Genomic DNA, 18,485 nt, shown 5'->3' on the forward strand with positions numbered 1-18,485 from the left:
GCTGGGCGGCGGCTGGAAGGGCCGGCAGCGTGTGGGGCCGGCGGCGAGCGCTACTGCTGGATGTAGTCGCGCAGCTGGTCGCGCTCGGCCTGGAGGGTGTCGATGCGGAACTTGACGATGTCGCCGATGCTGACGATGGCGACCAGGCCGCCGTCGATGACGACCGGGACGTGCCGGATGCGCCGGTCGGTCATCCGGCCCGCGAGGTCCTCGAGCGAGTCGTCGGGCGTGCAGGTGTGGACCTCGGCGGTCATGATCCGCTCGACCGGGGACTCGAGCAGCGCCGCGCCGTCGGTGTGCAGGTGGCGCACGACGTCGCGCTCGCTGACGATGCCGTCGACCGACGACCCGTCACCGCTGACCACGACGGCCCCGATGCGGTGCTCCGACAGGAGGGCGAGCAGCTCGCCGACCGTGGCGTCCGGCCGCACCGTGACGACCGCATCACCCTTGCGCTTGACGACGTCCGCGATCCTCATGACCCAACCGTAGGGACTCCCGACCCGACGCGCCAGAGGGACGGGGACGCCCGCGCCCCACCGGCCCGGCCGGCCGTGGACGGCCCTCGCGGAGGCGGCGCTCCCTCGGGCATACTGGCGAAACCGCTTGCACCGACGCAGCGGGAGCTCCACCCCTTTACAACGGATCGTCCGGCACGTTCCTGCCGGTGAAGGAAAGGCAACGACGCCATGGCAACTGTGAAGTTCGACGAGGCCACCCGCATCTACCCGGGCAACGACACCCCCTCGGTCGACAAGCTCAACATCGACATCCAGGACGGGGAGTTCCTCGTCCTCGTCGGACCCTCCGGCTGCGGGAAGTCCACCTCGCTGCGCATGCTCGCCGGCCTCGAGGAGGTCAACGGCGGCAAGATCTGGATCGGTGACCGCGACGTCACCGACCTCTCGCCGAAGGACCGCGACGTCGCGATGGTCTTCCAGAACTACGCGCTCTACCCGCACATGACGGTCGCCGACAACATGGGCTTCGCGCTGAAGATCGCCGGCGTCGACAAGAGCGAGATCCGCAAGCGGGTCGAGGAGGCCGCGAAGATCCTCGACCTCACCCAGTACCTCGAGCGCAAGCCGAAGGCCCTCTCCGGCGGCCAGCGCCAGCGCGTCGCGATGGGCCGGGCGATCGTCCGCTCCCCGCAGGTCTTCCTCATGGACGAGCCGCTGTCGAACCTCGACGCCAAGCTCCGGGTCCAGACCCGCACCCAGATCGCGAGCCTGCAGCGCCGGCTCGGCGTCACGACCGTCTACGTCACCCACGACCAGGTCGAGGCCATGACGATGGGCGACCGGATCGCCCTCCTCAAGGACGGCATCCTCCAGCAGTGCGCCACCCCGCGCGAGATGTACGACAACCCGGCCAACCTCTTCGTCGCGGGCTTCATCGGCTCGCCGGCGATGAACCTCGTCACGGTGCCGGTCGGCGCCGACGGCGCGAAGTTCGGCAACCACAACGTCGCCATCCCCCGCGAGGGCTCCGCCGACGGCGGCTCCGAGGTCATCGTCGGGGTCCGGCCCGAGGACGTCGAGGTCACGACGAACAACGACGGCCTCGAGCTGACCGTCGACGTCGTCGAGGAGCTCGGCGCCGACGCGTACGTCTACGGCACCCCGACCGACCCGAACATCAAGCTCGAGGGCGGCGACGACTCACTCGACAAGCCGTTCATCGCACGGGTCGACGGGCGCACGGTCCCCGAGAAAGGCGCGAAGATCTTCGTCTACCCGAAGTCGCAGCACATGCACGTCTTCAACAAGGAGAGCGGCCAGCGCCTCTGACGGCGGCGACGACGCCTGTCGAGCACGACGGCGGCACGACCCCCGGGGTCGTGCCGCCGTCGCTCGTCCACGGCCGAGGAGGCCGTCCCAGGGTCGGGTCTGCCACGATGGTCGGCGTGTCCCAGACCATCACCGCGGCGCGCCCCGAGCCGGCGCTCATGGACCTGCCGTGGGAGGTCCCGCTCGAGGAATGGCCCGAGGACATCCTCGCCGCGCTCCCGCGGGGCATTTCCCGGCACGTGGTCCGCTTCGTGCGGCTGCGCGGACGGGTCCTCGCCATCAAGGAGATCAAGGACGACATCGCCCGCCGCGAGTACGAGATGCTGCGCAACCTCGGCCGGCTGCACCTCCCGGCGGTCGAGCCGTTCGCCGTCGTCAGCGGCCGGGTCTCGCGCGACGGCGAGCCCCTCGACGCGTGCCTCGTCACCCGGCACCTCCAGTTCTCGCTGCCCTACCGGGCCCTCTACAGCCAGTCGCTGCGCAAGGGCACGGCGACCCGGCTCATCGACGCGCTGGCCGTGCTCCTCGTCCGGCTGCACCTCGCCGGGTTCTGGTGGGGGGACGTCTCGTTGTCCAACACCCTGTTCCGCCGTGATGCCGGGTCGTTCGCCGCGTACCTCGTGGACGCCGAGACCGGCGAGCTGCGCGAGCGGCTGAGCAACGGCCAGCGCGAGCACGACTTGGAGCTGGCCCGGGTCAACATCGCCGGTGAGCTGATGGACCTCGAGGCGGGCGGCCTGCTCCAGGAGGAGCGGGACCCGGTGGAGGTGAGCGAGCGCATCGTCACCCGCTACCGCGAGCTGTGGGACGAGCTGACCGGCGCCGAGACGATCGACGGCACCGAGCGGTGGCGGGTCGACGACCGCATCCGGCGGCTCAACAAGCTCGGCTTCGACGTCGACGAGCTGGAGATCACGACGGACATCGACGGCACCTCGATCCGGTTGCAGCCCAAGGTCGTCGACTCCGGGCACCACTCGCGGCGGCTGCTGCGGCTCACGGGGCTGGACGTCCGCGAGAACCAGGCCCGTCGTCTGCTCAACGACCTCGAGGTGTTCTCGGCGGCCACCGGCCGGCAGGGCGAGGACGAGGAGATCGTCGCGCACGAGTGGCTGGCCAACGTCTACGAGCCAGTGACCCGGGGCGTGCCCCGCGAGCTCGTCGCCAAGCTCGAGCCGGCCGAGGTGTTCCACGAGGTGCTCGAGCACCGGTGGTACCTCGCCGAGCGGGCGCAGCACGACATCCCGATCACCGAGGCCCTCGCCGACTACGTCGCGACCGTCCTGCCGGGCAAGCCCGACGAGCGGGCCGTGCTCGGGGTCGACACCGAGGAGATGCCGGTCATCGCCGACGCGTAGGACGGCGCTCGGTCGCGGCCCCTAGGATCGGGGGGACCGATGTCGACGGAGGGACCCCGATGAGCGACCAGCAGCCCCCCGCACAGCCGCCGCACGACCCCGGCGCGCCTGCGGGGCCTCCCGAGCCGCCGGCCGTGACGCCAGTGACCGCTCCCGGCCCCCCTTCTCCCCCACCGCAGTACGCGCAGCCGCCGGCGGTCCAGCCGTACTCGCCGCAGCAGGCTCCGCCGCCGCCCGGCCAAGGCAACCCCTACGGCGGCTGGACGACCGCGCCGGCCTACGCCGGCGGGCCGGCGGTTCCGGGGTCCGTGCCCTACGTGGAGGCGCACTTCGGTCCGGTCGCGACGTTCGGTGACCGCGTCCTCGCCCTGCTCGTCGACACCGGGCTCAGCCTGCTGTCCTTCCTCCTGATGCTCGTGGGGATCCCGTTCATCGTCGCCGGCACCCCGGACCGCGTGGGCTACGACGAGTACGGGATGACCCGGTACGGCGACGCGAACACGGCACTCATCGCGGTCGGGATCGCACTGTTCGTCGTCTTCTGGCTCGCCGGGTTCGCCTTCAACCTCTGGAACCGGGTGTTCCGGATGGGGCGCCGCGGTCAGAGCATCGGGAAGAGCGTCGTGGGGCTGCGCCTCGTCGACGCCAGGACGGGCGCACCGATCGGGGCTGGCAACTGCTTCCTGCGTGAGCTCGTCAGTGGGCTGGTCAACAGCGTGATCTACCTGTCGTACCTGTGGATGCTCTGGGACGACAACCGGCAGACCCTCGCCGACAAGGTCGTGCACTCGACGGTCATCAAGGTGCCGAAGGGCTGACCGGGCCGTGCGGCCACGACGGGCGGCGAGCCGACCCGTGGGTACCTCGGCGGCTCGCACGCCGCCGCTAGGGTGGCGCCCGTCGGCACCCGCCGAACCAGACGACGGAGGATCCATGAGCAACAGCACGCCCCCGCCCCCGCCGCCTCCTCCCGGTGGCAGCTTCCCGCCCCCGCCGGAGCCCGAGGAGCCGAGCGGCACCTCGGCCGGCGGCTTCCCACCGCCCGCTCCCCCGGCCGGTGGTGACTACCCGGCCCCGCCACCCCCCGGGTCGTACCCCCCGGGAGGTCCTGTCGGTGGGGCCGGCGGCAACAACACGAAGGCCGTCATCGCCCTCGTGCTCGGCATCGCGGGCCTCGTCTTCGCGTTCTGCTGCTGGCCGGTGGGTCTCGTCCTCGGCATCGGCGGCGCCGTCCTCGGATACCTCGCCAAGCAGGAGATCGGGCGCACCGGCCAGTCCGGTGGCGGCCTCGCCCAGGGCGGCCTCATCACCGGCGCCATCGCCGTCGTCCTGAGCATCATCGCCCCGATCGCGTTCGCCTCGCTCCACCTCGGCAACCGCCTCACCGGCACCTGAGATGACCGTGCAGCCGCGCGGCCTCGGCGCCCTCTCGCCACGTGCGTGGTGGGCGGGCGCCGTGGTCGCGGCTGCCGGGAGCCTCGCATGGCTCGCCACGCACGACCCGAACGTCCCCGGGCACTACCCGGGGTGCCTCCTCCAGCAGGCCACGGGCCTGTACTGCCCGGCCTGCGGCGGCACCCGGGCCACGTACGACCTGCTCCACGGCGACGTCGCCGGTGCGTTCGCCCGGCACCCGCTCGTGCCCCCGCTGTACCTCGTCGTCGCGGTGTACCTCGGCTATCGGCTGATGCGTCGTGCGCAGGGCCGGCCGGTGCACCTCGTCATCCCGAACTGGCTTCCGGTCGCGGTCGGCGTGGCGGTCCTCGTCTTCGGCGTCGCCCGCAACGTGCCGGGATGGGACTTCCTCTCGCCTGCCTGACCGCGGCGTCAGCCTGGCCCCGGTCGGGTCACGCCGGTGACAGCCAGGTCCACCCGGGGACGTTCCGGGCGACCCAGAACACCACGATCAGCCAGAAGAGTGAGTAGATCAACCACGCGGGCGCCATCGAGGTTCGCTGCCGGCCGAGCCACAGCCGCCTGACCCAGACGCCGAACCAGACGAGGAGACCGGCCGTCGCGACGACGGTGAGCGGGTTCCGGTCGAGGGCGCCGACCACGTCACCGTGCCCGAGGTCGTGCAGCGCCCGAAGCGTTCCGCAACCGGGACACCAGGTCCCGGTGAGGAAGAGCCAGGGGCAGGTCGGGTAGTGCCCTGGCTGGTTGGGGTCGAGGACCCCCACCGTGGTCACCACGGCGCAGGCGGCGGCCGCCACGCCGAGAGGCCGGAGCATCCTGCGTCCCCGACCCGAGGTCTCGGGTCGGGGACGCAGGACGTCGACGAGGGTCATCCGGTCACGGAGAGGTGCTCGCGCTGAGGAAGCCGAGCCCGACCACGAAGATCAGGTAAAGGACGATGACGATGACACCGGCAATGACGGCCCACTTGATCCACTTGCCCGCATCCGCGGCCGACTGCTGCGCTCCGGCGTGGTCACCGGCGGCCCACTTGCTGTTGACCTCGGCCGACTTGATGATCGCGACGATGCCGAACGGGAGGCAGCAGAAGATGGTCACGAGGATGGACCACACGAGCTTGTTGTCGGGCGGGGTCCCACCGAAACCCCCACCCGCCGGGGGCGGGGGCGCGGAGTAGCCGCCGTCGCCACCGCCGGGCGGCGGCGGGGGCGGCGGGGTCGAACCGTAGTCAGACATGCTGTCCTCTTCCATGTGCAAGGAGGGGCCGTGCCCCCTGCCGGAGGTCCCGGCGGCGCCGATCCTCCCACAGCGAACCCTCAGAATCCACGAGATCGGGAGCGCGCCACCGCAGTCGCGACCCTTCGCCCGGGCCTCGGGCGACGGGGCGTGGTCAGCGCGCGCCGGCGCGGCAGGTCAGTACCGCGGAGCCGAGCTCGCCGCGTAGAAGTCGGAGGACTCCTTGCGCCAGAGGAGGAACACGATGTAGCCGCCGAGCACCAACGACACGAGGTTGAGCACCCGTGAGAGTCCGGCCGAGGGCTGCGCGAGGCTGATGAGCGAGAAGAGCAGGGAGATGCCGAAGAGCACGCTCGCGACCACCCGCGCCCACGGCTTCCCCTTGCTGTTGGCCCACGCCATGAAGAGCCAGAGGCCGGCCCCGAGCAGGCCGACGACGACGCCGACCCCGATCCCGATGGCCACGGCTGCATCGACGAGGTTCGAGTCGACCGCCTGCCCGGACGCCTCGAGGCTCTTCCGGGCCTGTTCGCGCATCTGGTCGCCGAGGAAGAAGACCGAGACGAGCGAGAGCACCGAGAGCCCCGCGCCGACCCGCATCAGGAGGACCGCGAGGTCGATCGACCTCGGGCCGCGTCACGGGGCCGGCCGGCGGCGGTGCTCCGTACGCGGGTGCGGGTGCCGGTGCGCCATAGGGGTTCTGGGCGGCCGGCTCGTACGGGTTCTGCGGAGGGGGCGCGGACCCGTACTGCGGGGGCGGAGGCGGAGGAGGGGGCGCGCCGCCACTGCCGGGAGCGGCCGGAGCCGGTGGCATCGGGTCGGGCCCGGTGGGGTCACCCGGGGGCGGTGGGTACTGGTCCGACATCGTGCGGTCCTCCTCCTCACCGGGTGGGGACGGCTGCCGTCGGCGGGTCACCCGGCCCCTCGATCGTGGCACAGCCGGCGACGCGGCCACACCCCGCCACGCCCGGGGCACCGCCGTCGGGGGCCGGCCCTCAGCGTCGGCGGCGCGCGACCTCGTAGAGGGTCACGCCGGTGGCGATGCCCGCGTTGAGGGACTCGACGGCCGAGCTCATCGGCACCGAGACGATCTGGTCGCAGGTCTCGCGGACCAGCCGGGAGAGCCCCTTGCCCTCCGAGCCCACGACGACGACGAGCGGCTCGGAGGCCAGCTCGAGGTCGGGGAGCTCGACGTCGCCGTCCATGTCGAGGCCGATGACGAAGAAGCCGGCCTTGCGGAAGTCCTCGAGCGCCCGGGTCAGGTTCGTCGCCTGGGCCACCGGGATGCGTGCCGCGGCGCCGGCCGAGGTCTTCCACGCGCTGGCCGTCATCCCGACCGAGCGGCGGTTCGGCACGACGACCCCGTGCCCTCCGAACGCCGCCACCGAGCGGACGATCGCGCCGAGGTTGCGCGGGTCGGTGATGCCGTCGAGGGCCACGACGAGCGGGATGCCCGGCTGCTCGGGGTCGATCAGGTCGCGCGGGTCCGCGTACTCGTAGGGCGGCACCTGGAGGGCGAGGCCCTGGTGCACCGCGCCGTCGGTGAGCCGGTCGAGCTCGCCGCGGGGGGTCTCGAGGACGGGGATTGCGCGCTCGGTGGCGGTCTTGATGGCCTCGCGCACGCGGTCGTCGGCGTCGATCCGGCCCGCGACGTACATCGTCGTGACCGGTACGTGCGAGCGCAGCGCCTCGACGACGGCGTTGCGGCCGGCGACGATCTCGCTCGACCCCGGCTGCTTGCGGCCGCCGGTGCGCCCGGCCGGGCGGCCACCGCCGCGCCGGTCGGCGGCCTTGGCCATCTTGTGCGCCTTGTGGTTCGGGCGGTCCGCAGCCTTCGGCGTCGGGCCCTTGCCCTCCAGCCCCCGGCGGCGCTGGCCCCCGGAGCCGACGGTCGGGCCCTTCTTGCCGCCCTTGCGGATCGCGCCGCGTCGTTGCGAGTTGCCGGCCACGGTTCAGTCTCCCTTGCTGCGGGCGATGGTCCACCGCGCTCCGGCGGCGGTGTCCTCGACCGCGATCCCGGCTGCGGTCAGGGCGTCACGGATGGCGTCGGCGGTCTCGTAGTCGCGCGCCGAGCGCGCCTGGCCCCGCGCGGCGACCCGCTCGGCGACGAGCGCGTCGAGGGCCGCCGTGAGGTCGTCGGTCTCGGAGCCGCCCGCGGACCAGGCGGGGTCGAGCGGGTTGACGCCGAGGACGTCGGCCATCGCGACGACCTGGTGGGCGATGGCCGCGGCGTCGTCGTGGTCGCCGTCGTCGAGGGCGGTGTTGCCGGCCCGGACGGCCTGGTGGATCACCGCGAGCGCGTCCGAGACCCCGAGGTCGTCGTCCATCGCCTCGCGGAAGTCGGCGGGGAACCCGGCCGAACCGTCGGGCACGAGGGTGTCGGTGCCGGGCAGGGCACGCCGGAGGAAGCCCTCGATGCGCTCGACCGCCGTGGCCGCCTCCTCGATCGAGCCCTCGTGGTACTCGATGGTGCTCCGGTAGTGAGCCGCCGTCAGGTAGTAGCGGACCGCGAGCGGGCGGTGCTCCTCGACGACGGCGCTGACCCGCAGCGAGTTGCCGAGTGACTTGCTCATCTTCTCGCCGCCCATCGTCACCCACGCGTTGTGCAGCCAGTAGTTGGCGAACCCGAGCCCGGCCGCGCGCGACTGCGCGATCTCGTTCTCGTGGTGGGGGAAGCGCAGGTCGACCCCACCACCGTGGATGTCGAAGGTGTCCCCGAGGTACTTGCGGACCATCGCCGAGCACTCGAGGTGCCAGCCGGGGCGGCCCGCGCCGAACGGGGTCGTCCAGGAGGCGGTCTCGGGCTCCGCCGGCTTGTGTCCCTTCCACAGGGCGAAGTCGCGGGGGTCGCGCTTGCCGCGCGGGTCGGCGTCCTCGGCGTCCGCCATGTCGTCGACGCTCTGGTGGGTCAGCTCGCCGTAGGACGGCCAGCTGCGGACGTCGAAGTAGACGTCCCCCGAGCCGTCGGCCGCAGCGTAGGCGTGGCCCTTGGCGACGAGGGTCTCCATCAGCGCGACCATCTCCGGGACGTGCCCCGTGGCCCGCGGTTCGTAGGTGGGCGGCAGGACGCCCAGCGTCTCGAGCGCCTCGGCCGTCTCGCGCTCGTTGCGGTAGCTGAGGGCGTACCAGGGCTCACCCCCCTCGGCCGACCTCGCGAGGATCTTGTCGTCGATGTCGGTGACGTTGCGGATGAGGGTGACGTCGTAGCCGTGGCCACGCTCCAGCCAGCGGCGCAGCACGTCGAACGCGACGGCGAAGCGGACGTGGCCGATGTGCGGCGGCGCCTGGGTGGTGAGCCCGCAGATGTAGATCCCCGCCTTGCCGGGCACGACGGGGACGAAGTCACGCAGCTCGCGCGTGAGGGAGTCGAACAGCCTGAGGGTCACCCGGGACAGGCTACCGGGGTGCGCGCGGCCCCCTCCCGCGCGCCCTCACCCCGGCGAACGTGGCCGGCGCCGGGTCAGTGGCCCCGGTCGAGCCACTCCTGGAGGTGCGGGGCCTCGTCGCCGACGGTCGTGGGGTCGCCGTGCCCGGTGAGGACGAGCGTCTCCGGCGGCAGGGTGAGCAGCCGCTCCCGGATGGATGCCACGATGGTCGGGAAGTCGCTGTGGGACCGACCGGTCGCGCCCGGCCCACCCCGGAACAGGGTGTCGCCGCTGAACAGCACCCCGAGTGCCGGCACGTGCAGGCAGCACGCCCCCGGCGCGTGCCCGGGCGTGTGCAGCACCCTCGCCTCGACGTCGCCGACGGTGAACACCTGTCCGTCGGCGAGGTCGCCGCCCGGCGCCTCGTCCTGGCTCATGTCCCACAGCACGCGGTCGTCCGGGTGCAGCCAGGTCGTCGCGCCGGTCTCGGCGACGAGGTCGGAGACGGCGTTGACGTGGTCGTTGTGACCGTGCGTGCAGACGATGCCGACGACGTGCCGGCTCCCGATCGCGTCGAGGACCGCGCGCGCGTCGTGGGCGGCGTCGACGACGAGCACGGCGTCGTCGTCACCGAGCAGCCAGACGTTGTTCTCGACCTCCCACGAGCCGCCGTCGAGCTCGAACACGCCGGAGGTGACGACGCGCTCGACGCGGACGCCGGCGGGCGAGGTCGGCACGGCCGTCCCGATGTCGTCGCCGCTCATGCGGACCCACCCATGACGACGACCGAGCGCAGCACCTCGCCGCGGTGCATCTTCTCGAAGGCCGCCTCGACGTCGTTGATGCCGATGCGCTCGGAGACGAACGCGTCGAGGGGAAAGCGGCCTTGGCGGAACAGCTCGACGAGCATCGGGAAGTCGCGCGAGGGGAGGCAGTCGCCGTACCAGCTGGACTTCAGCGCCCCGCCGCGGCCGAAGACGTCGATCATCGGCAGGGTGACCGTCTTGTCCGGCGTCGGGACGCCGACGAGGACGACCGTGCCGGCCAGGTCGCGCGCGTAGAAGGCCTGCTCGTAGGTCTCCGGACGACCGACCGCCTCGACGACGACGTCCGCGCCGTGGCCGCCGGTGAGGTCGCGGACGGCCTGCACCGGGTCCTGCACCGAGGCGTCGACGGTGTGCGTCGCGCCCATCTCGGTGGCCCACTGCAGCTTCTTCGCGTCGACGTCGACGGCGATGATCGTCGTCGCCCCGGCGACCTTGGCGCCGGCCACCGCCGCGTTGCCGACCCCGCCGCAGCCGATGACCGCGACGGAGTCGCCGCGCCCGACGCCGCCGGTGTTGACGGCCGCGCCGAAGCCGGCCATCACACCGCAGCCGAGCAGGCCGACCGCCGCGGCATCCGCCTCGTCGACCTTGGTGCACTGGCCGGCGGCGACGAGGGTCTTCTCGACGAAGGCCCCGATCCCGAGGGCCGGCGACAGCTCGGTGCCGTCGGTGAGCGTCATCCGCTGCGTGGCGTTGTGGGTGGCGAAGCAGTACCACGGCTTGCCCTTGAGGCAGGCGCGGCACTGCCCGCAGACCGCGCGCCAGTTGAGGATGACGAAGTCGCCCGGTGCCACCTCGGTGACGCCCTCGCCGACCGCCTCGACCCGCCCGGCCGCCTCGTGCCCGAGGAGGAACGGGAAGTCGTCGTTGATGCCGCCCTCGCGGTAATGCAGGTCGGTGTGGCAGACCCCGCAGGCCTCGACCGCGACGACCGCCTCGCCCGGCCCCGGGTCGGGGACGACGACGTCGACGAGCTCGACGGGCGCGCCCTTGCTGCGGGCGATGACGCCCTTGACGGTCTGCGGCACGGGTTCCTCCTCGGTGAAGCGACGTGGCTGCCCTCGCCACGCTAGCCCCGGTGGTGCGGGCGGCGGCAGGGGACACCCGGGCGGGCGGATGCTCGGCCCCTCCTCCGCCGCCGCGGAAGCCCCTTTCCCGACGGGCAAGCACACGTATCCTGCAGCCATGCCCTACCCGGTGTTCGACGAGGTGATCCACGAGCCGCACCGCCTGCAGATCTGCGCCTACCTCGTCCCGGTGCCGGGACGCGACTTCGGGGAGGTCCGCGACGAGATGGGGTTGTCGGACTCCGCCCTCTCCAAGCACCTCAAGGCGCTGACCAGCAAGGGGTACACGCGGCTCGAGCGCGGCGCCCGCGAGGGACGCCAGGTGACGACCATCGTCCTCACCGCCGCCGGCCGCGAGGCGCTGTGCGGGCACGTCGCGGAGCTGCAGCGGATGGCTCGGGTCGTCGGCGCCGACCGCCGCACGGGGTTACGCACGCGCTGACCAGGGGCCGGCCGGGCCGACCGACCCCACTCATTGCGGATCACCCACCCGATCGGGCCCGTTCCGGGGGCTTCGAGGTGGGAGATCCGCAAGAAGTCGGGCGGGACGGGGTCGGGGGTCAGGCGGCGGGGACGACGAGGGCGGTCGCGACGGCCGCGACCCCCTCACCGCGACCGGTGAGCCCGAGCCCGTCGGTCGTCGTCCCGCTCACCGAGACCGGCGCCCCGGCCGCCGCCGAGAGCACCGCCTCGGCCTCGGCGCGACGGGTGCCGATCTTCGGCCGGTTGCCGACGACCTGGACCGCGACGTTCCCGACCTCGAAGCCGGCCTCGCGCACGAGCCGCGCGGCCTCGGCGAGCAGCGCGGATCCCGAGGCGCCGGCGAGCTCGGGCCGGCCGGTGCCGAAGTGCGCGCCGAGGTCGCCGATCCCCGCCGCCGAGAAGAGGGCGTCGCAGGCGGCGTGGGCGGCGACGTCGGCGTCGGAGTGGCCGTCCAGGCCGCGCTCCCCCGGCCAGAGCAGCCCCGCGACCCAGAGCTCGCGGTCGGAGCCGTCCGGGGCGAGGGCGTGCACGTCGACGCCGACACCGACGCGGGGCAGGGGGTTCATGGCGACGATGCTAGGGGCCGCCCGGTGGCCGGCGAGCCGCTCGACCGGCTCGACCCGCCCGAGCCGCTCGACCCGCTCAGCCGTCGGCCACGAACCGCACGGCGTGGGCGAGGTCGTCGACGGTCGTCACCTTGAAGGCCCGCAGGTCGCCGTCGACGACGAGCACCTCGTGGCCGAGCGCCTCGACGAGCGCGGCGTCGTCGGGGGCCGCCGCCCCGCCCGCGTGCGCCGCCGCGAGGACGTCCCGCCGGAAGCCCTGGGGGGTCTGCACGGCCCGCAACCCGTCCCGCGCCGGCGTGCCGGTGACGACGCCCCGGGCGTCGACCCCCTTGACCGTGTCGACGACCGGCACCCCCGGCACCACCCCCGCGTGGCCGGCACGCACGGCCGCCACGACACGCTCGAACACGGCCAGCGGCGCGAGGCAGCGCGCGGCGTCGTGGACGAGGACGACGTCGCAGCCGGGGTCGAGGGCGGCCAGCCCGGCCGCGACCGAGTCGGTGCGCTCGGCGCCGCCGGCCACGACGCGGGTGCCGGGTGGCAGCGTGACGCCCGACCACGCGGCCGCCGCGGGGTCGGCCAGCGAGGCCGGGGCGACGACGACCACCGAGCCGAGGCCGGGGAGCTGCGCGACGGTGTCGAGGGCCCAGCCGAGGAGTGGCCGGCCGGCCAGCGGCACGAAGGCCTTGGGCAGGCCGGCCCCGAGCCGGGACCCGGACCCGGCCGCGACGACGACGACGCCCACACCGCGTGCTGCGGTGTGGGCGTCGTCGGTCACGTCGGTGCGGCCGTCGGGGCGACCGGGGCGGTCAGGACGCGAGGACCTCGTCGAGGATGGTCTCGGCCTTCTCCTCGTCGGTCTTCTCGGCGAGCGCGAGCTCGGAGACGAGGATCTGGCGGGCCTTGGCGAGCATCCGCTTCTCCCCCGCGGAGAGGCCGCGGTCCTTGTCGCGGCGCCAGAGGTCGCGGACGACCTCGGCCACCTTGATGACGTCGCCGGAGGCGAGCTTCTCGAGGTTGGCCTTGAAGCGGCGGGACCAGTTGGTGGGCTCCTCGGCGTACGGGGTGCGGAGGACCTCGAAGACCTTGTCCAGACCGGCCTTGTCGACGACGTCACGGACGCCGACGAGGTCGCAGTTCTCGGCAGGAACCTCGATGACGAGGTCACCCTGCGCGACCTTCAGCTTGAGGTAGAGCTTCTCCTCTCCGCGGATCGTGCGGGTGTTGATCTCCTCGATGCGCGCGGCCCCGTGGTGGGGGTACACGACCGTTTCGCCGACCTTGAAAACCATGTGTTGTTGTCCCCTTTCGCGAGGACAAGAGTACCACGACACGCCGATGTGACCCAATGGGAGCGCACGACGTTTGTGCAGGTCAGAGGCCTGCGACCACCATCCACACCCCGAATTCGGGGCTTGACAGAATCGCCCGTGGCGTGCTTCGCGCGCGACGCGGGCGCGGACCGGAACGGCGTCGCCGCGGCCGCCGTCGGCCCCCGGCGCGCCCTCGGTCCCGACGCCCGGGAGGGAGGTCCCGGAAGCCCCCACGGGGACCCCGCTATCCTTGCCGCGTGACGACCCGCGCCGCCTCCGCCCTCCGGCTCGCCGGACTCGCCGCCGCAACCCTCCTGGCCTCCGGCTGCGCCGTGTTCTCCCCCGTCCAGACGATGGACGCCTACGTCCCCGCCGACGGCGTCGACCTGACGATCCCCGGGCTCGACCTGCGCAACGTCGCCATCGTCGCCGACGCCAAGGGCTCCCCGGGGACGGTCATCGGGCAGGCGGTGAACAACGGCGCCGACGCCGTCGAGGTCACCTTCGGCGTCGAGGGCGGGCAGGGCAGCGCGAAGACGTCCGTGCCGGCCTTCTCCGGCGGCTCGCTGACCACCGGCACCAAGGTCGAGCTCTCGGACGTCCCGGTGGCCCCGGGCTCGATGGTCCGTCTCGTCGTCTCGACCCCGCAGGCCGGCCAGAACGTCGTCCTCGTGCCGGTCCTCGCGCCCGAGCGCTACTACGAGGGCCTCGCGCCCTCCCCCTCGCCCTCGGCGAGCTGAACGGACCCGGCCGCCGCCCCCGCGCGGGCCGCGACTCCCTCAGGCCTCGAACTTGTAGCCGAGCCCGCGCACGGTGACGATGTGCCGCGGTGCGCCCGGGTCTGCCTCGACCTTGGCCCGCAGCCGCTTGACGTGCACGTCGAGGGTCTTGGTGTCGCCGACGTAGTCGCTGCCCCACACCCGGTCGATGAGCTGGCCGCGGGTCAGGACCCGCCCGGTGTTGCGCAGCAGCATCTCGAGCAGCTCGAACTCCTTGAGCGGGAACGAGCGAGGCTCACCACGGACCGTGACGACGTGGCGCTCGACGTCCATCCGCACCGGCCCGGCCTCGAGGGTCGTCGGCAGCAGCTCCTCGGGCTCGGCGCCGCGGCGCAGCACCGCCTTGATCCGCGCCAGCAGCTCACGCGAGGAGTAGGGCTTGGTCACGTAGTCGTCCGCCCCCAGCTCGAGCCCGACGACCTTGTCGATCTCGCTGTCCTTCGCGGTGAGCATGATGACCGGCACGTTCGAGCGCTGGCGCAGAGCGCGGCACACGTCGACGCCCGACAGGCCGGGGAGCATGAGGTCGAGGAGGACGAGGTCGGCGCCCGCCTGGTCGAACTCGCCGAGCGCGTCGTGCCCGTTGTCGGCCACCGACACCTCGTACCCCTCCTTGCTCAGCAGGTACGACAGCGGGTCCGAGAACGAGACCTCGTCCTCGACGATCAGGATGCGCGTCATGCGGTGCTCTCTCCTCCGGATGCGGCGGCCACGCCGGGCAGTGGCTCGGCCGTGGGGTCCTCGGCGTCGACCTGGGTGGCCGCCACCGGCAGTCTCATGGTGAACGTCGAGCCCCGCCCCTCCTGGCTCCACACGGTGACCTCGCCGCCGTGGTTCGCGCAGACGTGCTTGACGATGGCCAGGCCGAGCCCCGTGCCCCCCGTGGCCCGCGAGCGGGCGGCGTCGACGCGGTAGAACCGCTCGAAGATGCGCTCCTGCTCGGCGGCCGGGATCCCCTGGCCCTGGTCGGTGACCGCGATCTCGACGGTCTCGCCGACCTGGCGCGCGCCGATGCCGACCCGGGTGCGGGGGTCGCTGTAGTTGACGGCGTTGGTCAGCAGGTTGGCGACCGCGGTGACGAGCAGCTCACGGTCGCCGAAGACCCGCAGCCCGCGCTCGGTGGCCAGGCCCAGCTCGATGTCCCTGGCCTCGGCGGCCACCCGCACCCGGTCGACCGCCTCGACGACGACCGCGCCGATGTCGACGAGCACCGGCTCGTGGAGGGTGTCGGCGACCTGGAGGCGGGAGAGGTCGACGATCTCCTGGACGAGACGGGAGAGCCGGGTCGCCTCGACCCGGATGCGCTCGGCGAAGCGGGCGACCGCCTCCGGGTCGTCCTTGGCGTCGAGCACCGCCTCGGCGAGGAGCGAGATGCCACCGACCGGGGTCTTCAGCTCGTGGCTGACGTTGGCCACGAAGTCGCGCCGGACCTCCTCGACGCGCCGGGCGTGCGTGTGGTCCTCGGCGAGGAGCAGGACGTGCTGCACCCCGAGCGGCGCGACCCGCACGCGCATCACGACGCTGCCGTCCGGGTTCGGGCCGCGGGCGAGGTCGAGCTCGGCCTCGCGGATGACGCCGTCGCGCCGCACCTGCCGGGCGAGGTGGCGCAGCTCGTGGTGGACCAGCTCGCCGTGCCGGACCATCCCGTAGGTGACGGCCGGCGCCGACGCCTTGACGACGGCGTCCGAGCCGTCGACGACGATGGCGATCGAGCGGAGCACCGACAGCACGTCGCCGACGCCGCGGGCCAGCGGGGGCTCCTCGAGGGGCGGCGCGTCGGCGAGGGAACGCTCGGACCACCGCGCGGCGAGCACGGCGACGGCCCCGACGACGAGGCCACCGGCCCCGCCGAGGCTCGCGGCGATCGTCGCATCCACAGTCGTCAGGGTACGGCGGCGCGGTCGCCGCTCCGTGCCACCGAGGGCCCCGCCCGGCACACGGACGCCCGAAGTTCACCTCTCCGGCGTCTGCGGTTCACTCCCGGCTGCCATGGTTCCGGCGACGACGCGGGCCGGCGGCCGGCGTCGCGCGCCCGCAGCACCCCACCCGGAGGACGACCCACCCGTGATGCGCAAGGCCTACCACGAGGAGCTCGACCGGATCGCCGAGAGCCTCGTCGAGATGACCCACCTCGCGGCGTCGGCGATGAGCCGCGCGACGACCGCCCTCCTCGACGCGGACGTCAGCCTCGCCGACTCGGTCATCGCCGCCGACGCCGAGATCGACGCGATGCGCGAGCAGGTCGACCTGCTCTCCTTCGACCTCATCGCGCTCCAGCAGCCGGTGGCCACCGACCTGCGGGTCGTCGTCACGAGCATGCGGATGAGCAGCGACATCGAGCGGATGGGGGACCTCGCCCGGCACGTCGCGAAGGTGGCCCGGCTGCGCTACCCGGCCTCGGCCGTGCCGCCCGAGCTGCGCGGGACCTTCCGCGAGATGGGTGCCGTCGCCGAGCTCATCGTCGAGAAGACCGGCTCGGTCATCGCGGCCCGCGACGTCGATGCCGCCCGCGAGATCGCGCGCGAGGACGACGCGATGGACCGGCTGCACCGCACCCTGTTCGAGCACGTCACGGGCGCGGACTGGCCGCACGACACGGAGACCGCCGTGGACGTCACGCTCCTCGGTCGCTACTACGAGCGGTTCGCCGACCACGCCGTCTCGGTGGCCGAGCGGGTCGTCTGGATCGTCACCGGCGAGTGGGGGCACGAGGCGAACGGCGGTCACGACGACGTCGAGGAGATCGCCTCTCCGTCCGGGTCCTGAGCGCGCGGCGGCCTCGGGTCCCCCGGGAGCAGGCGCTCGTCGCCCGCGACGGCAGTACGCTCGCGACGTGGACGAGACCCGTCGGTCGGTGACCGAGGACTACGCCGAGGAGATCGAGGAGCTGCACGACCTCGAGGAGGCCGAGGGCATCGAGGTCGACGTCAAGGTCGGCAAGGCGTGGCAGCACGGCTACCCGTACTCGAAGAAGCTCCCCCGGGAGGACTACGAGCGGACCAAGCGCCGGCTCCAGGTCGAGCTGCTCAAGCTGCAGCTGCACGTCAAGGAGACCGGCGCCAAGGTCCTCGTCATCTGCGAGGGACGCGACGCCGCCGGCAAGGGTGGTGCCATCAAGCGGTTCATGGAGCACCTCAACCCCCGCGGCGCACGGGTCGTCGCCCTCGAGAAGCCGACCGAGGTCGAGCGCACCCAGTGGTACTTCCAGCGGTACGTCGAGCACCTGCCGAGCGGCGGCGAGATCGTCTTCATGGACCGCTCCTGGTACAACCGCGCCGGGGTCGAGCGGGTCATGGGCTACTGCACCCCGACGCAGTACCTCGAGTTCATGCGCGAGTGCCCCGAGCTCGAGCGGATGCTCGTCAACTCCGGCATCCACCTCGTCAAGCTGTGGTTCTCGGTGAGCCGGGAGGAGCAGGCCGCCCGGTTCGCGTCGCGCCAGAACGACCCGGTGCGCCAGTGGAAGCTGTCGCCCACCGACCTCGCGAGCCTCGACAAGTGGGACGCCTACACCGAGGCCAAGGAGGCGATGTTCTTCTACACCGACACCGGTGACGCCCCGTGGACCGTCGTCAAGAGCAACGACAAGAAGCGGGCCCGGCTCGAGGCGATGCGCGTGCTGCTCAGCGGGCTCGAGTACCGCAGCAAGGACCTCGAGGTCGTCGGGCGACCGGACCCCCTCATCGTCGGACCGGCGTCCCGCATCTTCGAGCAGGGCGAGCACACCGACCGGGTGCTGCCCCGACTCTGAGCCCGGTGCGCCGGAACGGGTTCCGCCCGAGCGCCGAAGGGGTGAGGATGTGGGCGTGACGCGCGACGAGGGGGACGGCTTCGCCGAGTTCGTCGCCGCGCGGTGGCCCGAGCTGGAGGCCGTCGCGCTCGTCGCGCTGCTCGACGCCGAGCGGGCGCGCGAGGTGACCACGGCGGCGCTGGCGGCCCTGCGGGGGCGGTGGAGCGGGGTCGTGGAGGAGGGCGCCCCGACCCCGGCGGCCCGGCGCGAGCTGGTCGGCCGCCTGGTCGAGGCGCCCCCCGGCCCGGCCGACCCGGGGCTGCGGGCGGCGGTGCGCGACCCCGCCGACGCCGTCCCGGGCGCCCTCCTCGACGCCCTGGCCGCCGAGTCGCCCCGGGTGCGGACGGTCCTCGCCGCCGAGACGGCGTGGGAGCTCGCCCCCGGCGCCGCCGACGCCCTGCTGCCCCGCCGCCCCGACCCCCGCGCCGAGCTGGTCGAGGCGCGCGCCCGGCTCGTCGCCGCCCACCGCGCGGCCCGGGCCGCCGACGGGCTCGC

General features: G+C 73.2%; 22 protein-coding genes and 1 pseudogene. 10 read left to right on the forward strand and 13 right to left on the reverse strand.

Annotated features, from left to right (window positions below; translation table 11 throughout):
• Positions 1–50: 50 nt before the first annotated feature.
• The gene (locus tag PKA89_RS14130; RefSeq protein ID WP_324420526.1) at positions 51–479 is read right to left on the reverse strand and encodes a CBS domain-containing protein; all 429 of its coding nucleotides are present in this window, start codon (positions 477–479) and stop codon (positions 51–53) included.
• Between the two features lie 210 nt (positions 480–689).
• Between PKA89_RS14130 and ugpC the strand changes: the two genes are divergently transcribed.
• The 5 genes from ugpC to PKA89_RS14155 all read left to right on the forward strand — a co-directional run bounded on the left by ugpC (position 690) and on the right by PKA89_RS14155 (position 4,967).
• Entirely contained in the window at positions 690–1,790 is a 1,101-nt protein-coding gene (gene ugpC / locus PKA89_RS14135; protein ID WP_324420528.1) for a sn-glycerol-3-phosphate ABC transporter ATP-binding protein UgpC, read from the forward strand.
• Positions 1,791–1,906: 116 nt separating this feature from the next.
• Positions 1,907–3,148 carry a DUF4032 domain-containing protein gene (locus tag PKA89_RS14140; RefSeq protein ID WP_324420530.1) on the forward strand — a complete coding sequence of 414 codons (1,242 nt, stop codon included), beginning with the start codon at positions 1,907–1,909 and terminating at the stop codon, positions 3,146–3,148.
• 134 nt (positions 3,149–3,282) lie between these two features.
• Positions 3,283–3,966, forward strand: a complete 684-nt coding sequence (locus tag PKA89_RS14145; RefSeq protein WP_324420532.1) for an RDD family protein — start codon at positions 3,283–3,285, stop codon at positions 3,964–3,966.
• 115 nt (positions 3,967–4,081) lie between these two features.
• Positions 4,082–4,543 carry a DUF4190 domain-containing protein gene (locus PKA89_RS14150; protein ID WP_324420534.1) on the forward strand — a complete coding sequence of 154 codons (462 nt, stop codon included), beginning with the start codon at positions 4,082–4,084 and terminating at the stop codon, positions 4,541–4,543.
• A 1-nt stretch (position 4,544) separates the two neighbouring features.
• Positions 4,545–4,967 carry a DUF2752 domain-containing protein gene (locus PKA89_RS14155; RefSeq protein WP_324420536.1) on the forward strand — a complete coding sequence of 141 codons (423 nt, stop codon included), beginning with the start codon at positions 4,545–4,547 and terminating at the stop codon, positions 4,965–4,967.
• A 28-nt stretch (positions 4,968–4,995) separates the two neighbouring features.
• Here PKA89_RS14155 and PKA89_RS14160 read toward each other — a convergent pair whose 3' ends face one another.
• The 7 genes from PKA89_RS14160 to PKA89_RS14190 all read right to left on the reverse strand — a co-directional run bounded on the left by PKA89_RS14160 (position 4,996) and on the right by PKA89_RS14190 (position 11,020).
• Positions 4,996–5,436, reverse strand: a complete 441-nt coding sequence (locus tag PKA89_RS14160) for a DUF2752 domain-containing protein (RefSeq protein WP_324420538.1) — start codon at positions 5,434–5,436, stop codon at positions 4,996–4,998.
• Positions 5,437–5,440: 4 nt separating this feature from the next.
• The gene (locus PKA89_RS14165; RefSeq protein WP_324420540.1) at positions 5,441–5,800 is read right to left on the reverse strand and encodes a CD225/dispanin family protein; all 360 of its coding nucleotides are present in this window, start codon (positions 5,798–5,800) and stop codon (positions 5,441–5,443) included.
• Between the two features lie 177 nt (positions 5,801–5,977).
• Positions 5,978–6,400 (reverse strand): hypothetical protein, encoded by a 423-nt coding sequence (locus tag PKA89_RS14170; RefSeq protein ID WP_324420542.1) that lies wholly within the window; start codon positions 6,398–6,400, stop codon positions 5,978–5,980.
• 395 nt (positions 6,401–6,795) lie between these two features.
• Positions 6,796–7,749 carry a 23S rRNA (guanosine(2251)-2'-O)-methyltransferase RlmB gene (gene rlmB, locus PKA89_RS14175; protein WP_324420544.1) on the reverse strand — a complete coding sequence of 318 codons (954 nt, stop codon included), beginning with the start codon at positions 7,747–7,749 and terminating at the stop codon, positions 6,796–6,798.
• 3 nt (positions 7,750–7,752) lie between these two features.
• Positions 7,753–9,186, reverse strand: a complete 1,434-nt coding sequence (gene cysS / locus PKA89_RS14180) for a cysteine--tRNA ligase (RefSeq protein WP_324420546.1) — start codon at positions 9,184–9,186, stop codon at positions 7,753–7,755.
• A 74-nt stretch (positions 9,187–9,260) separates the two neighbouring features.
• Positions 9,261–9,929, reverse strand: a complete 669-nt coding sequence (locus PKA89_RS14185) for an MBL fold metallo-hydrolase (RefSeq protein WP_324420548.1) — start codon at positions 9,927–9,929, stop codon at positions 9,261–9,263.
• Positions 9,926–11,020: an S-(hydroxymethyl)mycothiol dehydrogenase gene (locus PKA89_RS14190; RefSeq protein ID WP_324420550.1), complete on the reverse strand. Its 1,095-nt coding sequence runs from the start codon at positions 11,018–11,020 to the stop codon at positions 9,926–9,928. Before PKA89_RS14190 ends, PKA89_RS14185 begins: the two co-directional genes overlap by 4 nt.
• 157 nt (positions 11,021–11,177) lie before the next feature.
• On the opposite strand from PKA89_RS14190, the gene PKA89_RS14195 reads away from it, so the two are divergent.
• Positions 11,178–11,501, forward strand: coding sequence for a transcriptional regulator (locus tag PKA89_RS14195; RefSeq protein ID WP_324420552.1), 324 nt, complete (start codon positions 11,178–11,180; stop codon positions 11,499–11,501).
• Positions 11,502–11,619: 118 nt separating this feature from the next.
• Here PKA89_RS14195 and ispF read toward each other — a convergent pair whose 3' ends face one another.
• The 3 genes from ispF to PKA89_RS14210 all read right to left on the reverse strand — a co-directional run bounded on the left by ispF (position 11,620) and on the right by PKA89_RS14210 (position 13,400).
• Complete coding sequence (ispF, locus tag PKA89_RS14200; protein ID WP_324420554.1) at positions 11,620–12,108, reverse strand: 2-C-methyl-D-erythritol 2,4-cyclodiphosphate synthase; 489 nt, start codon at positions 12,106–12,108, stop codon at positions 11,620–11,622.
• Between the two features lie 76 nt (positions 12,109–12,184).
• Positions 12,185–12,886, reverse strand: coding sequence for a 2-C-methyl-D-erythritol 4-phosphate cytidylyltransferase (gene ispD / locus PKA89_RS14205; protein ID WP_324420556.1), 702 nt, complete (start codon positions 12,884–12,886; stop codon positions 12,185–12,187).
• Between the two features lie 31 nt (positions 12,887–12,917).
• Entirely contained in the window at positions 12,918–13,400 is a 483-nt protein-coding gene (locus PKA89_RS14210) for a CarD family transcriptional regulator (RefSeq protein WP_324420558.1), read from the reverse strand.
• A 278-nt stretch (positions 13,401–13,678) separates the two neighbouring features.
• On the opposite strand from PKA89_RS14210, the gene PKA89_RS14215 reads away from it, so the two are divergent.
• On the forward strand, positions 13,679–14,161 hold the full coding sequence (locus tag PKA89_RS14215; protein ID WP_324420560.1) for a hypothetical protein: 483 nt from the start codon (positions 13,679–13,681) through the stop codon (positions 14,159–14,161).
• 39 nt (positions 14,162–14,200) lie between these two features.
• On the opposite strand, the gene PKA89_RS14220 is transcribed toward PKA89_RS14215, so the two are convergent.
• Positions 14,201–14,881 (reverse strand): response regulator transcription factor, encoded by a 681-nt coding sequence (locus tag PKA89_RS14220; RefSeq protein ID WP_324420562.1) that lies wholly within the window; start codon positions 14,879–14,881, stop codon positions 14,201–14,203.
• A complete protein-coding gene (locus PKA89_RS14225; protein ID WP_324420564.1) occupies positions 14,878–16,077 on the reverse strand; it encodes an ATP-binding protein in 1,200 nt (399 codons plus the stop codon). Before PKA89_RS14225 ends, PKA89_RS14220 begins: the two co-directional genes overlap by 4 nt.
• Positions 16,078–16,267: 190 nt before the next feature.
• Here PKA89_RS14225 and phoU point away from each other — a divergent pair, with 190 nt between their 5' ends.
• From phoU to PKA89_RS14240, 3 genes and pseudogenes are all read left to right on the forward strand, one after another.
• Positions 16,268–16,966 (forward strand): phosphate signaling complex protein PhoU, encoded by a 699-nt coding sequence (phoU, locus tag PKA89_RS14230; protein WP_324420568.1) that lies wholly within the window; start codon positions 16,268–16,270, stop codon positions 16,964–16,966.
• A gap of 67 nt (positions 16,967–17,033) precedes the next feature.
• Complete coding sequence (ppk2, locus tag PKA89_RS14235) at positions 17,034–17,951, forward strand: polyphosphate kinase 2 (protein WP_324420566.1); 918 nt, start codon at positions 17,034–17,036, stop codon at positions 17,949–17,951.
• 55 nt (positions 17,952–18,006) lie between these two features.
• Positions 18,007–18,485: pseudogene (locus PKA89_RS14240) on the forward strand (hypothetical protein); the annotation flags it as partial.

Source organism: Phycicoccus sp., from assembly GCF_035325325.1.
Taxonomy (GTDB): Bacteria; Actinomycetota; Actinomycetes; order Actinomycetales; family Dermatophilaceae; genus Phycicoccus.

Bases quoted from the DNA above. Each gene is read 5' to 3' on its own strand.
- PKA89_RS14210 (WP_324420558.1), bottom strand. From the start codon at position 13,400: ATGGTTTTCAAGGTCGGCGAAACGGTCGTGTACCCCCACCACGGGGCC.
- PKA89_RS14165 (WP_324420540.1), bottom strand. From the start codon at position 5,800: ATGTCTGACTACGGTTCGACCCCGCCGCCCCCGCCGCCGCCCGGCGGT.
- ispF (WP_324420554.1), bottom strand. From the start codon at position 12,108: ATGAACCCCCTGCCCCGCGTCGGTGTCGGCGTCGACGTGCACGCCCTC.
- PKA89_RS14130 (WP_324420526.1), bottom strand. From the start codon at position 479: ATGAGGATCGCGGACGTCGTCAAGCGCAAGGGTGATGCGGTCGTCACG.
- PKA89_RS14220 (WP_324420562.1), bottom strand. From the start codon at position 14,881: ATGACGCGCATCCTGATCGTCGAGGACGAGGTCTCGTTCTCGGACCCG.
- phoU (WP_324420568.1), top strand. From the start codon at position 16,268: ATGCGCAAGGCCTACCACGAGGAGCTCGACCGGATCGCCGAGAGCCTC.
- PKA89_RS14170 (WP_324420542.1), bottom strand. From the start codon at position 6,400: ATGCGGGTCGGCGCGGGGCTCTCGGTGCTCTCGCTCGTCTCGGTCTTC.
- ugpC (WP_324420528.1), top strand. From the start codon at position 690: ATGGCAACTGTGAAGTTCGACGAGGCCACCCGCATCTACCCGGGCAAC.
- PKA89_RS14185 (WP_324420548.1), bottom strand. From the start codon at position 9,929: ATGAGCGGCGACGACATCGGGACGGCCGTGCCGACCTCGCCCGCCGGC.
- PKA89_RS14150 (WP_324420534.1), top strand. From the start codon at position 4,082: ATGAGCAACAGCACGCCCCCGCCCCCGCCGCCTCCTCCCGGTGGCAGC.
- PKA89_RS14160 (WP_324420538.1), bottom strand. From the start codon at position 5,436: ATGACCCTCGTCGACGTCCTGCGTCCCCGACCCGAGACCTCGGGTCGG.
- PKA89_RS14195 (WP_324420552.1), top strand. From the start codon at position 11,178: ATGCCCTACCCGGTGTTCGACGAGGTGATCCACGAGCCGCACCGCCTG.
- PKA89_RS14155 (WP_324420536.1), top strand. From the start codon at position 4,545: ATGACCGTGCAGCCGCGCGGCCTCGGCGCCCTCTCGCCACGTGCGTGG.